Genomic DNA, 13,517 nt, shown 5'->3' on the forward strand with positions numbered 1-13,517 from the left:
GGACATGGCGCGACCCCCGCTGGTGCCGCCGGGCCCGGAGCTCACCGCCGCCGAGCGGACCCGCTTCGCCCGCCACCTGCTGCTGCCCGACCTCGGCCTCGACGGCCAGCGCCGGCTGCGGGCGGCCCGCGTGCTCGTGGTCGGCGCCGGGGGCCTGGGGTCGCCGGCGCTGCTCTACCTCGCGGCGGCCGGCGTCGGCACCATCGGTGTGGTCGACGACGACGTCGTCGAGGCGACCAACCTCCAGCGCCAGGTCGTGCACGGGGTGTCCGACGTGGGGCGCGCGAAGGTCGACTCGGCGGCGGACGCGGTGGCGGCGATCTCGCCCGACACGGTCGTGGTGCGGCACGGGTCGCGGCTCGACGCGGCGACGGCCCTCGAGGTGGTGGCCGACTACGACCTCGTCCTCGACGGCGCCGACAACTTCCCGACCCGCTACCTCGTCGGAGACGCCTGTGCGCGGCTCGGTGTGCCGCACGTGTGGGGGTCGGTGTACCGCTTCGACGGGCAGGTGTCGGTCTGGTGGGCGGGGGAGGGGCCCTGCTACGCGTGCGTGTTCCCGTCGATGCCTCCACCCGATGCCGTGCCGTCGTGCGCCGTCGGTGGGGTGCTCGGGGCGGTGTGCGCGTCGGTGGGGTCGGTGATGGCCACGGAGGCGGTCAAGCTCGTGACGGGCGTCGGGGAGGTGCTCGTCGGGCGGCTGCTGGTGCACGACGCGCTGGCCCAGACGTGGGACGCCGTGCCGGTGCGCCGGGACCCTGCCTGTCGGGTGTGCGGGTCCGGGGCCGAGGTGGCGCGCCCGCTGGGCTGGGCGACGGAGCGCGTCGGTGATGGCGGAGCGGTTGCGGCAGAGGGTGACCGGCCGGGTGTCGACGTCGTCGAGCTGTCGCGGCTGCTGCGTGGCCGCGCGGAGGGTGGCGAGTCGTTCACGCTGCTCGACGTGCGCGAGCCGGGGGAGCGCGACGTCGCGGCCATCCCCGGGTCGGTGCTGCTCCCGGTCGGGCGGGTACGAGCGGGGGTCGACGTACCGGGTTCTGCGGGAAGGGTGTACGTGCACTGCAAGTCCGGCGGACGCTCGGCCGAGGCCGTCGACCTGCTCCGGGCCCGGGGGGTCGACGCGGTGGACGTGCTGGGTGGGGTGCTGGCGTGGTCGCGGGACGTCGACCCGTCGGTGCCGGGGTACTGAGGGGTTCGCCGGATGCCTGTCGACGTGTCGCGCTTCGTGGAGGCCCAGGACTCGGGCGGGACGTACGCGGCTGCGCTCGCCGAGCTGCGGACCGGGCAGAAGCGGTCGCACTGGATGTGGTTCGTGTTCCCCCAGGTGGCCGGGCTGGGGCAGAGCCCGACAGCCGTGTTCTACGGTGTCGACGGGCTGGCGGAGGCGCGTGCGTACCTGGCCGATGCGGTGCTCGGGCCGCGGCTGGTGGAGTGCTGCGAGGCGCTGTTGGCTCTTCCGGGGTCGGACCCGGTGGCCGTGCTCGGGGGCATCGACGCCATGAAGCTGCAGTCGTCCATGACGCTGTTCGCGCGGGCCGCGGGGGAGGGTGCCGACGAGGTCTTCCGGGCGGTGCTCGGCGGGTACTTCGGGGGTGGAGAGGACCCGGCTACGCTGGCTCTCCTGGGGTCGTGAACTTGCGTCGAGCTCTGACTCAAGTTGGTTGTGCTGGAGGATGATTGGGTGTGGACAGGCCTTCCCGAAGTGGGTGGTTCGGGGTAGGATGAGGCATGGACAGGGGGACGATCTCGAGCCGCATCGCGGCACTGCGTGAGGAGTGCGCGCGGCTGGGTCGTGAGCTGGTCGACGGGGGTCATGGCTTGGCGCCGGAGGATGCCTTCGCCCTCGCGGGTGAGGCGCAGGGGTTGGCGAACGCTGCTGATGGTCTGGTCGCGGTGGCGTCGTCTGTGGGGGCTCGGGTGGAGCTGCGGCTCTCGGGCGATGGTCCGGTGGAGCGGGTGCACCCGGTGGGGTACGTCGACCAGATGGCCGCGTCGATGTTCTGCCTGGAGGCGGGCCTGACCGAGGGCGTCGCCGGCCGGAAGGTGACCTTGGGTGCCGTCCTGGGTGAGCGCTTTCCCGCCACGCGTGACCTGCTGGTGGCGGGGTCGGTCGGCACGATCACCGCCCAGAAGGTCGTCGACGCCTGCGCCGGGCTGGACGTCGAGGCGTGTGCGCGGGTGGATGCCGAGCTCGCGCCCCGGCTGCCGGTGATGGACCCGGCCCGGGTGATGTCGGAAGCGCGTCGGGTGGCGACCCGGGTGGCTGCCGACCAGGTGGCTGCGCACATGGCTCTGCGGAAGCGGGGTCGGTGCGTGGAGGTCCGGCCCGGGGAGGACGGGCTGACCGACTGGTTCGCCTCCCTCCCCACGGCGACGAGTGCGGCGATGTGGTCGGCCGTCGAGAAGCTGGCCGGTGAGTACCGAGCGGTCGACGACACGCTGACAGTGCGGGAGTCGTGCGCTGACGCCCTGACCGATCTGGTGCTGCGGAACGTGACCGTGTCCGCGCAGGTCACCCTCGGCGTGCCCGTCGTCACCGACCGTCCGGCACCGGAACCCGCTGCCGGGGAACGGTTCCGGGTGGAGTGGGACGACGACGAGACGATCATCGACGCCACCACCGGTGCAGAGGTGCGCTACGGCGACCTCGACCCCGCCAGCCGTGAAGCCCTGTCCTGGGTCACCGAGCCAGAGTTCGACCCCAGCGACCGGGCCGTGGTGTTGGCCGAGGTGTCGCCCGGGTTCGCCGTCTCCGGGACCCACTTGCCGAACCTCGGCTGGGTCGAGCCCGCCACCCTCGCGAACCTCCTCAAGCTCCTCCCGCTGGACGTCGCCCGAGCCGTACTCGAGGCAGACACCGGCACGCTGGCCTCCCTGACCACGGGGCCTACCGGCCCCGAAGGCCATCGCCGACTTCGTCAAGACGAGGGACGGGACCTGCCGGATGTGGGGCTGCTCGCGACCCGCCGTCGCCTGCGACCTCGACCACGTCCATCCCTGGCCGGACGGCGCCACCACCCCGACCTGCCTGCACTGCCTCTGCCGACGCCACCACCGCTTCAAGCAACAGCAGCGCTGGCGCCCGGACCTGTCCCCCGACGGCACCATCACCTGGCACGGCCCCAACGGCCGCACCCGCACCACCGAACCCCAGCACCGCCTCGCCGTCTGAGTACGCCGGCGCCTCACCGATCCATCCGCATCCGCCGAATTGAGGATGTCTGCCCGAAGGGTGGCAGACGGTCGTCATCCCCGCACATCGAGAGCCGTCTGCCGCCCTTCGTGCGGGGAGCACCAGAAGCATTCGGACAAACCGGGGTCAGGGCGCCGGTTTCCCCGGCCGCTGGATCCGCCGAGTGTCCATCGCTTATGTCGCTCTGCGGATGATGCGGCCTACAACCTCCGGTCCACGAGTGCTCCGATGTCCCGCCAATCGTCCGAGTCGTGCACGGCCCCTCCATCGCGAAACCATCGGAAGAGTCGGCCTTGGCCAGAGCCCTGACGCAGGTCGGCGAACCACATGTCGCCACAGTCGTTCGTAGTCACCGGCATCCATAGACGCGAGTAGACCGACGCGGAGTCGCCCGCCTCATCCTCGTCCACCTCAGCAACGACCACCTCCCCCAGATGCTGAGAGACACCTCGACCATCTGGTCGTGCCGGCGCACTGCCTCCCGTGCCGCCAACAACCTGTCCGACGGCTGCAACACATAGGGAAGACCCGTGCCATCGAACTCCCTCAGGAGCAACCGCACCCGGTCAGCAGCAGGCTGCGGGAAGACCCGCCGATGAGCTTCCAGGTCCTCCTCCGTTGCACCATCCGGTAGCTGCACCCCTCGGTCGCGACACTCCAGGCGAATCTCCTCAACGACCGACCAACCCGTATCCACGTGCCCTCCCCAAGCCCGATGACCACCCAAGGCCGGCGACTCTACTAACCGAGCAAGCGCGACCGACGGGTTTCGGTGGTTTCGCAGGGAGAGCTTCCGCCCGCGTTGTGTGTCTCCTGCAACGGCAGAGTTGGTGGGCCTGGCCAAGGGCGTCAGCTGAAGTAGACCGGGTCAGTTTGGAAGTGCCATTCGAGCTTGGGCGGCTCGTCGTCGGCCCAGTAGTTGACGACCGCGTAACGCGCTTCGTCGCCCGGTACCTGGAACGACTCTCTCAAGGTGGCTCCGGTGTCGGACTCCGCGGTCAGGTCGTGGCTGCCGGACGAGAGACTGAGTGGGAAGCGGATCCAGTTGTGCTGCCCTTTGACGGGGAAGTCACCGTCGACCACCGTGACGCCGTCTACGGCCAGCTTCAGGCGGACGTTGTCATCCTCGAAGGACTGGTTGCTGACGTAGAGGACCAGGTCCGCGTCGTCTGGACCTACGAGCCGTACCGGGGAGTCGATTGCGGTCACCTGAGGATGCGGGGTCGGGTCTGCGTCACTACTGCAACCCGAGAGCCCCTGAGCGGCGAGCGCCAAGCTGAGGGCAAAGACGACTCCGGAGCGCATGGGCATGAGTATCCGACGACAGCGGTGGTGATGTCGCTCCCTGAAGACTGCCGACACGCACGGTCGTGCCGCGACGTGCGCGTTGCGATAGTTGCCCCAAATACCTGCTTGACCTACTGCTTCAGGATCCGCACGAAGACGCGCTGCTGAGACTCCGGGTCGCGCTGGACCGTCAGGCGCCGGCAATCGATGAAGTCACGTTCACCGTCTTCGAAGAGATCCTGTTCGGCTGGCCACGAGGTGCTCACGTTCGAGAGGATGCGACAGTGAACGCGCTCGACGAGCCGACGACCCGACTCGTCGAGCGGCAGGGACCACAGACGCGCCTGCGAGTGGTTCGCGGCGTCGGTACACCCGATGGGTCACGTAGACCCGGATGGCTGCACGGCGAGTGGGCTGGCCGGGTCGGGCACCCATCCTCGTACGGCCTCCTCGGCGGCACACGCGCGCAGGCGTCCTCGATCCGAGTTGCAGAATCGGGAGCCACGTTTCGCGATTCGTTGGCCGGGGCGAGTGACGACGTGCGCTGGGGACTGGAGCAGGGCTACGAGCCAGCCATCATGGCTGCACTGGGCGCGCAGCTCCAGCCCGTTCTGATCACCACGGCCGCCCACGGCTCGCTCGGCTCTTCCCCTCACGTCTTCGGTTGTCTTGCGCGGCTGCTCAGCGCCCTCTTGGCGACGGACCTACCGTCAGAGGACAACGACCTCTGGCGAATGGTCGACCGCGCGTGGAACCCGTAGAGTCCGCTACGAAGGGGACATGTCCTCCGCCGACGCGACCAGCCCCGAGTGACGGCGCCGGCTGACCGCACCCACTTCCACCCGTTTGCTCGCGGACTGGGCGCCGACGTCAGGGTGCGGAGCACGCGGGGTAGCCGCCGACCCGATCGTCGAAACAGGCGCCGTCGACGACCTCGCGGGTGCCGAGGGGCTCATCCAGGGTGGCGGAGACGCGGTAGGTGACGCCCATGTCGTTGCACCCGGTCGGGAACTCCCACGCCCGGACGGTGAGCACCACCCGGGTCGCCTCCTCCGTGACCTCGAGCCGCGACCCGTCCTGGCAGTCGCTTCCCGTGTAGGTGACGTCGACCCGGGACCCGTCGACGGCGAACGACGTCACGGGGGTCGGTTCGCCACGGCGCAGCTCGAGCCACCACAGCACGGCGAGGGCGAGGAGCAGCAGCGGTGCGACCACCGCCACCCATCGTCGCCGGCTCCTCACGAAGGCCAGCATCCCCACATCGACTCGCGCGTGTCGAGCGAGGCGGCGGGGTCGTGGGCCCGGGTGTCACCTCGACGTGGTGGAATCGCGGCGTGCTCGTCCTCCGTCGTCCCGCGCCCGGTTCGGCGGCGGCCCCGCACCTCGACGCGGCCCAGCAGGCGGCCGTCGACGCGCAGGCGCCGGTCGTGCGGGTGCTCGGCGCCCCCGGCACGGGCACCAGCACGGTGGCCGTCGAGCGGGTGGTCCGGGCGGTGACGCACGACGGCGCGCCGGCCGACGGCTGCCTCCTCCTCGCGCCCACCCGGCTGGCCGCCGCCCGCCTGCGCGACCTCGTCACGGTGCGTCTCGGCGGGACGACGACCACCCCGCTGGCCCGCACCCATCAGTCCGTCGGCTTCGGGCTGCTGCGCGAGGCCGCGGCGCTCGAGGGCGGCGACACCCCACGGCTGCTCAGCGGGCCCGAGCAGGACGTCATCCTCCGAGAGCTCCTCGCCGGGCACGCCGCGGGTGACACCCCGGCGCCGCCCTGGCCGGAGTCCGTGCGGCTCGCCCTCCCGACCCGGGGGTTCCGCGCCGAGCTGCGCGACCTGCTGATGCGCGCCCTCGAGCTCGGCCTGACCCCCGCCGACCTCGAGGCCCTCGCCGCCGCGCACGACCGGCCCGAGTGGGTCGCCGGCGCCGCCGTCCTGCGCGAGTACGAGGACGTCACCGCCCTCGGGGCGCCGGGCGCCTTCGACCCCGCCGCCATCCTCACCGCCGCCGCCGACCTGCTCGAGACGGACGACGAGGCGCTCGACCGGCTGCGCGCCCGGCTGCGGCTCGTCGTCGTCGACGACGCCCAGGAGCTGACGCCCGCCGCCCGCCGCCTCCTCGAGGTCGTCACGTCCGGCACCGGCGCCCCCCTCGTCCTCACCGGCGACCCCGACGCCGCCACGCAGACCTTTCGTGGCGCCGACCCGCGCCTGTTCGTCACGGCTTGGCCTGATGCCCCCACCCACGTCCTGCGCACCGGGTACCGCTGTGCCGGAACGGTGTCGGAGGCCACTCGCCGGGTCGTCGAGCACATCGGCGTCGTCGGCGGAGCCGCCCACCGCGCCCCCGACCCGGTCGGCGGCTCCGACCGGGCACAGCCCGCCCCGGTCGAGGCACACCTGCTGCGCACCGCCGCCCAGGAGGGTGCGTTCGTCGCCGGCCTGCTGCGCGAGGCCCACCTGCTGCACGGCGTCCCGTGGTCGCGGATGGCCGTCCTCGTCCGCGGGGGGTCGCGCACCGCCACCCTGCGGCGGTCGCTGCGCTCGGCCGGGGTCCCGCTCGACACCGCCGTCGCCGACCTGCCCGTCCGCGACGAGGTCGCCGTCCGTCCGCTGCTCGCCCTCCTCGGGTGCGCCCTCGAGGTGCAGGCCGGCGCCGAGGACCTCGACCCCGACGTCGTCGTCGACGCCCTCACCTCGCCCCTCGGCGGTGCCGACGCGGTCGGTCTGCGCCGACTGCGCCGGTCGCTGCGCCGGCTCGAGCTCGACTCCGGCGGAGGCCGGCCCAGCGACGTCCTGCTCGCCGAGGCCGTGCTCACCCCGGCCGCCCTCGACCACGTCGGCCCCGAGGCGACGCCCGCGCGCCGGGTCCACCGCGTCCTCGCCGCCGCCGTCGAGGGGCTGCGCGACGGCGACGGCGTCGAGGAGGTGCTCTGGGCGATGTGGAGCGCCGCCGGCCTCGCCGCCCCCTGGCGCGAGTCGGCCCTGGCCGGCGGGCCGGCCGGTGCCCGTGCCGACCGCGACCTCGACGCCGTGCTCGGGTTGTTCGAGGCGGCCGCACGGTACGTCGACCGGCTGCCCGGCTCGACCCCCGCCGCGTTCCTCGAGCACCTGCTCTGTCAGGACGTCGCCGGCGACACCCTCGGCGCCCGGTCGGCCCGGGGCGAGTCGGTCGCCCTCCTGACGCCCGCCGCGGCCGCCGGCCTCGAGTGGGACCTCGTCGTCGTCTCCGGTGTGCAGGAAGGGGTCTGGCCCGATCTCCGGCTGCGCGGGTCACTGCTCGGCTCGGCCGACCTCGTCGACGCCGTGCTCGGGCGTGACACCTCGGCCCGGGCCGCCCGGGCGGTCGTGCGGCACGACGAGACCCGGCTCTTCCACGTCGCCGTCAGCCGGGCCCGGCAGCGGCTCGTCGTCACCGCGGTGCGCAGCGAGGACGAGCAGCCCTCGCCGTACCTCGACGTCGTCGACCCCCGGCCCGACGCCCGCCCCTTCACCGACGTGCCGCGGCCGATGACCCTCCCGGGCTCGTCGGCGAGCTGCGCCGCACCCTCCTGCACCCCGACCCCTCCCAGCGCGGGGCCGCCGTCACGACGCTCGCCCGGCTGGCCCGCGACGGCGTCGCCGGCGCCGACCCGGCCCAGTGGTGGGCCCTGCGCGCCACCACCGACGACCGCCCCCGCCGCGCGCCCGAGGCGCCCGTGCGGGTCTCGCCGTCGATGGTCGACCGCTTCGGCCAGTGCGGCCTCCAGTGGGTGCTGCGGGCCAGCGGCGGCGACGGACCGTCGATGGGCGCCCAGGACATCGGCACGCTCGTGCACGAGATCGCCCACGACCTCGGCGACACCGACGCCGCCTCGTACGCGGCCGAGCTCGAACGCCGTTGGGGCAGGCTCGGGTTGCCGCCGGGATGGCTCTCCCGCCGAGACCTGGCCCGGGCCACCGCGATGACCGACCGGCTGGCCACCTACCACCGCGAGGCCGACGCCGGCGGCTGGCGTCGAGCGGCCTCCGAGCAGGCGATGCGCGTCGCGCTCGGCCGGGCCGTCGTCGGCGGCACCGTCGACCGCGTCGAGGTCGGCCCGAGCGGCGCGGTCCGGGTCGTCGACCTCAAGACCGGCTCGCGCAAGCCGACCAAGGACGACCTCGCCCGGCACGGCCAGCTCGGGGCCTACCAGCTCGCGGTCGAGGCCGGCGCCTTCGCCGAGCACGGCACGGGCTCCGGCGGCGCCGCCCTCCTCCAGCTCGGGAGGGCCGCCAACAAGACCACCACCCTCCAGGTCCAGATCCCCCTCGCCGACGACCCCGTCGACCCCGGGTGGGCCCGCGAGCTCCTCGAGCGCACCGCGGAGGGGATGGCAGCAGCCACCTTCACCGCCCTGCCGGCGCGCGAGGTCTGCGGCACCTGCCAGGTCAAGGACTCCTGCCCTGCCCAGCCGGAGGGGAGACGACTGTGAGCACCGTTGCCGCACACCGCTGGTCGGCCGTCGACCTGGCCCGCGCCCTCGGTCAGCCGTACGCGCCGACCCCCGAGCAGGCGGCCGTCATCGAGGCCCCCCTCAGCCCGCTCCTCGTCGTCGCCGGCGCAGGCTCCGGCAAGACCGAGACGATGGCCGCGCGCGTCGTCTGGCTCGTCGCCAACGGGCTCGTGCGCCCCGACGAGGTGCTCGGGCTGACCTTCACGCGCAAGGCCGCCGGCGAGCTCTCCGAGCGGCTCGCGGCCCGGCTGGCCACCCTCCGCGAGACGGGCCTGTGGACCCCCACCGCCGAGGACGGGGCCGCGGTCCTCGACGACACCCCCACGGTCTCGACCTACCACGCGTACGCGGGGCGCATCGTGCGCGAGCACGGCCTGCGGCTCGGGGTCGAGCCCGAGAGCCGGCTGCTCACCGAGGCCGCGGCGTGGCAGTTCGCGCACGAGGCCGTCGTCGCCTGGGACGGGCCGATGGACGAGGTCGACAAGGCCGAGTCCACGGTCACCACGGCCGTCGTCGACCTCGCCGGCGAGATGGCCGAGCACCTCGTCGAGCCCGGGCGGGTCGCCGAGCACCTCGCCGAGGTCGTCGGCGCCCTCGAGGCCCTCACGAAGCCGGACGGCTCCCGCAAGCGCGCGAACCCGATGCGCGAGACCGTGGGCGTGCTGCGCCAGCGGGCCGCCGTCGTCCCCCTCGTCGAGGCCTACCACCGGCTCAAGCGGTCGCGCGACGCGATGGACTTCGCCGACCAGATGGCCCTCGCCGCCCGGCTCGCCACGACCGTGCCGCAGGTGGGCTCGGCCGAGCGGCAGCGCTTCCGGGCCGTCTTCCTCGACGAGTTCCAGGACACCTCCGAGGCCCAGCTGCAGCTGCTGCGCGCGCTCTTCGTCGCCGAGGGCGAACCGGTCCCGGTCACCGCCGTCGGTGACCCGCACCAGTCGATCTACGGATGGCGGGGCGCCTCGTCCACCACGCTCGACCGCTTCCGCACCGACTTCCGCGACCCCGAGCCCGCCCGGGTCCTGCACCTCTCCACGAGCTGGCGCAACGACCGCGCCGTCCTCGCCGCGGCCAACGTCGTGGCCGGGCCGCTGGCCGCCACCTCGCGCGTCGAGGTCCGCGAGCTCACCGAGCGGGTCGGCGCCGGCCCGGGGCACGTCTCGGTCGCGCGCCTCCCCACGCTGGAGGACGAGGCCCGCCACGTCGTCGACTGGGTCACGCGCCGGATGGCCCGGCCCGGGCGCTCGACGGCAGCGGTGCTGTGCCGCAAGCGTTCCCAGTTCGACCCCGTCGTCGACGCGCTCGAGGCGGCGGGCGTGCCGTTCGAGGTCGTCGGCCTCGGCGGGCTGCTGCACACCCCCGAGGTCGCCGACCTCGTCGCCCTCCTCCACGTCGTCCAGGACCCCACCCGTGGCGACCGGCTGATGCGCCTGCTCACCGGGCCGTCGTGCCGGCTCGGGGCCGCCGACCTCGACGGGCTGGGGGAGTGGTCGCGCGTGCGGCAGAACATCCGCCGTCCCGGGCGCGGCGCCGACCTCGCGCCGGACGCCAGCGAGCGGGCGAGCATCGTCGAGGCCCTCGACGACCTGCCGCCGGCCGCCTGGGTCGGCGACGAGGGCCAGCGCCTCTCGCCGGTCGCGCTGACCCGCCTCGAGGGGCTGGGTCGGGCGGTCCGCCGGCTGCGCTCGCTCACCGGCCTCGGGCTCCCGGAGCTCGTCGCCGAGGCGGAGGTCGCGCTCGGGCTCGACATCGAGGTCCTCGCGCGCCCCGGGTACAGCCCCGGTGCCGCCCGGGCCCACCTCGACGCCTTCGCCGACGTCGCCGGCACCTTCGGGGCCAGCGCCGACCGCGCCTCCCTCGGCGGCTTCCTCGCCTGGCTCGAGGCGGCGGTCGACGAGGAGCGCGGGCTCGACCTCGGCTGGGTCGAGGCCCGCCCCGACGCCGTGCAGGTGATGACCGTGCACGCGGCCAAGGGGCTGGAGTGGGACGTCGTCGCCGTGCCGGGGCTCGTGGAGTCCTCGTTCCCGGCGCACTCGGCGACGCAGGGCAAGGTCGTCGGCGACGGCTGGGGCCACGCCGAACCGAACGACAAGGGATGGCTCGTCGGCCTGGCGACGCTGCCCTACGACCTGCGCGGCGACCGCGCCGGCCTCCCGCGCTTCGGCTGGGGCGACCCCCACGACTGGGACTCGGTGCAGGAGGCGCACGAACGCTTCACCCGGGCCGTGGCCGAGCACGGGGTCGCCGAGGAGCGCCGGCTGGCCTACGTGGCGACGACCCGGGCCCGCACCGACCTGCTGCTCACCGCCCACGTGTGGGGGTCGGCCTCGACCCCGCGCATCACCTCCCGCTTCCTCGAGGAGGTGCGGGCCGGTGCCGGTGTCGCGCCGGGGCCGTGGGTCGACCTGCCGCCCGTCGAGGAGGGCGCGCCCCAGAACCCCGGACGGCCGAGACCGCCGCCGTCCCGTGGCCCACCCCCGACCACCTCGAGCGGCGCGAGCGGCTGCTCGCACCCGCCCGGGTCGTGGCCGAGGCCGCCGCCGCTCCTTCCGCTGAACCTGCCGCCGAGGGTGCGCCGGGGCCGTGGGACGCCGAGGTGACGATGCTCCTCGACGAGCGGGCCCGGCGAGGCTCGGGCGCCGACGTCGACGTGCCGCTGCCGTCCCACCTGTCGACCTCCGCGCTCGTCGCGCTCGCCGAGGACGCCGAGGCGTTCACGAGCCGCCTGCGCCGTCCCATGCCCCAGCCTCCGGCCCTCGCAGCCCGCCGCGGCACGGCCTTCCACGCCTGGGTCGAGGAGCACTTCGCCCGGGCGGCCATCGTCGACGTCGACGCCCTGCCCGGGTCCGCCGACGACGACCCGGGCGAGGGCGACCTCGAGGCCCTCCGCGCGGCCTTCCTCGCCTCGCCGTGGGCGGCGATGACCCCGGCCGAGGTCGAGACGAGCGTCGAGACGGTCATCGACGGGATCGCCGTGCGCGGCCGCATCGACGCCGTGTTCGAGGAGCGCGACGCCGGGGGTGAGCCGGTGTGGACGGTCGTCGACTGGAAGACCGGGCACCCGGCCACCGGGGAGCGCGCCCGGGCCCGGGCCCTGCAGCTGGCCGCCTACCGGCTGGCCTGGGCGCGGCTGCGCGGCGTGGAGCCCGAGCGGGTGCGCGGCGCGTTCTTCCACGCGGCGACGGGCGAGACGACCTGGCCCGAGCTGCCGGGGGAGGACGAGGTCAGCCGAGTCCTCGGTGCGGCTCGCTGACGTCGCCCTCGGGGGCCACCGCCTCGTCGGTGTCGATCTCGAGCCAGGCCGGGGGCTCCGGCCGGCGGGAGGCCGCCTGCACGGGCACCTCGGTGGTCTCGACCGACCACTCGTCGTCCGAGTCGGCGTCGGCGTCCGCGTCCGAGTCGCCGTCCGCGTCGTCCGGGGCCGGTGACGTCGCCTCGAGCTCCTCGGCCGCCTCGTCGCCCGCCGGCTCCGCCTCGTCGCGCGCCGGCTCCGGCGAGCCGGCGCCGGCCACCTCGGGCAGCGGCTCGTCCTCGTCGTCGTCGTCGACCACGAGGGCCGGCGGCGGGGTCGGGCGGGTGCGCATCGCGACGGGGGCCAGCGAGGTGCGCCGGTAGTCGTCGTCGCCGGCGTCCTCGGCCAGGTGCACCTCGTCGTCGAGACGGCGCAGCTGGGTGGCGAGCACCTCGACGGCGGCGACGTCCTTGCGGGCCAGGGCATGCATGAGCCGGGTGAGCATCCCCAGCTCGGCGCACAGCCGGGCCCGCACGAGCAGGTTGGCGTCCGGCCGTTCGACGCGGGCGTGGGCGTAGGCCTCGAGCACGGTTTCGACGGCCGCGGGCTCGGCGTCGGCGACGAGGGCCGCGAAGTCGTCGGCGGGATCGGCGACCTTCGCGTCCTCCCAGCCGGTGACCGCCTTGATGCGCCCGGTCGAGGCGTCGCGCTCGTCGTCGAAGACCGCGAGCACCTCCTCGCCGGTGAGGTCGCCGTGGGTGGGGACGGCCGCGAAGCGCCACAGCGTGACGTCCTCGAGCGCCTTCTCCCAGCGGGTCAGCAGGCTGGTCGGCACGCGGCCGGTCTCGGCGGCCCGGTCGAGCTCGGCGAGCCGGCGGGTCCGGTAGGCGTCGGCGTCGTACGTCGGGAGGCCGGCCTCCTCGAAGAGCGCGGGGTCGGTGTTGTGCAGGGCGGCCAGCGCGCGCCCGAGCTCGGCGGCCAGGCCGGGGCCGGGCGGCAGGGCGGCGAGCTCGAGGGGTGCCCGGGCAGGAACGGGTAGACGGCGGCGCGGCCACCGGCCTCGAGGGCCACGAAGCCCTTGGGCGCGGGGACGGCGAACGGCAGCCGCCGCGCCAGCAGGCCGAGCAGCGCGACCGCGCGGTCCATCTCGGCGCCCGCGACGTCGGTGCGCGGCGCCCGCACGACCCAGCGGCGGTGCTCCTGGTCCTGGACGAAGGCGACGTCGAAGGACTGGCCCGGCAGGGTCGGCAGGGCCTCGACGCTCACCGGGTCGAGGCCCGGCACGGCAGCACTGGCCAGCGCCGCGAGGAAGGAGGGGCTGCGGTCCACGCCCCCACGGTAGG

The 13,517-nt window shown here is 74.5% G+C and carries 10 protein-coding genes and 2 pseudogenes; 8 read left to right on the forward strand and 4 right to left on the reverse strand.

The features are described from left to right. The first annotated feature begins 4 nt into the window (after positions 1-4). From moeB to G7075_RS02210, 3 genes are all read left to right on the forward strand, one after another. Complete coding sequence (moeB, locus tag G7075_RS02200) at positions 5-1,186, forward strand: molybdopterin-synthase adenylyltransferase MoeB (protein WP_166118467.1); 1,182 nt, start codon at positions 5-7, stop codon at positions 1,184-1,186. Between the two features lie 12 nt (positions 1,187-1,198). Further along, the gene (locus G7075_RS02205) at positions 1,199-1,630 is read left to right on the forward strand and encodes a DUF1810 domain-containing protein (RefSeq protein ID WP_166118469.1); all 432 of its coding nucleotides are present in this window, start codon (positions 1,199-1,201) and stop codon (positions 1,628-1,630) included. 95 nt (positions 1,631-1,725) lie between these two features. Further along, a complete protein-coding gene (locus G7075_RS02210; protein WP_166118472.1) occupies positions 1,726-3,384 on the forward strand; it encodes a DUF222 domain-containing protein in 1,659 nt (552 codons plus the stop codon). 655 nt (positions 3,385-4,039) lie between these two features. On the opposite strand, the gene G7075_RS02215 is transcribed toward G7075_RS02210, so the two are convergent. Together G7075_RS02215 and G7075_RS21920 are read right to left on the reverse strand one after the other, a co-directional pair. Beyond that, positions 4,040-4,399, reverse strand: a complete 360-nt coding sequence (locus G7075_RS02215; protein ID WP_166118474.1) for a hypothetical protein — start codon at positions 4,397-4,399, stop codon at positions 4,040-4,042. 209 nt (positions 4,400-4,608) lie between these two features. Further along, a complete protein-coding gene (locus G7075_RS21920) occupies positions 4,609-4,743 on the reverse strand; it encodes a hypothetical protein (RefSeq protein ID WP_256378053.1) in 135 nt (44 codons plus the stop codon). An 18-nt stretch (positions 4,744-4,761) separates the two neighbouring features. On the opposite strand from G7075_RS21920, the gene G7075_RS02220 reads away from it, so the two are divergent. Further along, a complete protein-coding gene (locus G7075_RS02220; RefSeq protein WP_166118476.1) occupies positions 4,762-5,238 on the forward strand; it encodes a hypothetical protein in 477 nt (158 codons plus the stop codon). A gap of 109 nt (positions 5,239-5,347) precedes the next feature. Here the strand turns inward: G7075_RS02220 and G7075_RS02225 are convergent, their stop codons facing one another. Next, entirely contained in the window at positions 5,348-5,692 is a 345-nt protein-coding gene (locus G7075_RS02225; protein WP_166118478.1) for a hypothetical protein, read from the reverse strand. Positions 5,693-5,910: 218 nt separating this feature from the next. Here G7075_RS02225 and G7075_RS20625 point away from each other — a divergent pair. From G7075_RS20625 to G7075_RS20635, 4 genes and pseudogenes are all read left to right on the forward strand, one after another. After that, positions 5,911-7,833 (forward strand): annotated as a pseudogene (locus G7075_RS20625) (UvrD-helicase domain-containing protein); the annotation flags it as partial. 353 nt (positions 7,834-8,186) lie between these two features. Next, entirely contained in the window at positions 8,187-8,924 is a 738-nt protein-coding gene (locus tag G7075_RS20630; RefSeq protein WP_240917827.1) for a PD-(D/E)XK nuclease family protein, read from the forward strand. Then, positions 8,921-11,542: an ATP-dependent helicase gene (locus tag G7075_RS02235; RefSeq protein ID WP_240917828.1), complete on the forward strand. Its 2,622-nt coding sequence runs from the start codon at positions 8,921-8,923 to the stop codon at positions 11,540-11,542. Before G7075_RS20630 ends, G7075_RS02235 begins: the two co-directional genes overlap by 4 nt. A gap of 2 nt (positions 11,543-11,544) precedes the next feature. Beyond that, positions 11,545-12,195 (forward strand): PD-(D/E)XK nuclease family protein, encoded by a 651-nt coding sequence (locus G7075_RS20635; protein ID WP_240918101.1) that lies wholly within the window; start codon positions 11,545-11,547, stop codon positions 12,193-12,195. Here G7075_RS20635 and G7075_RS02240 read toward each other — a convergent pair. After that, a pseudogene (locus tag G7075_RS02240) lies at positions 12,167-13,503 on the reverse strand (phosphotransferase). The gene G7075_RS20635 and the pseudogene G7075_RS02240 sit on opposite strands and share 29 nt — an antisense overlap. Between the last annotated feature and the right edge of the window lie 14 nt (positions 13,504-13,517).

The organism is Phycicoccus sp. HDW14, from assembly GCF_011383005.1.
Classification (GTDB): domain Bacteria; phylum Actinomycetota; class Actinomycetes; order Actinomycetales; family Dermatophilaceae; genus Phycicoccus.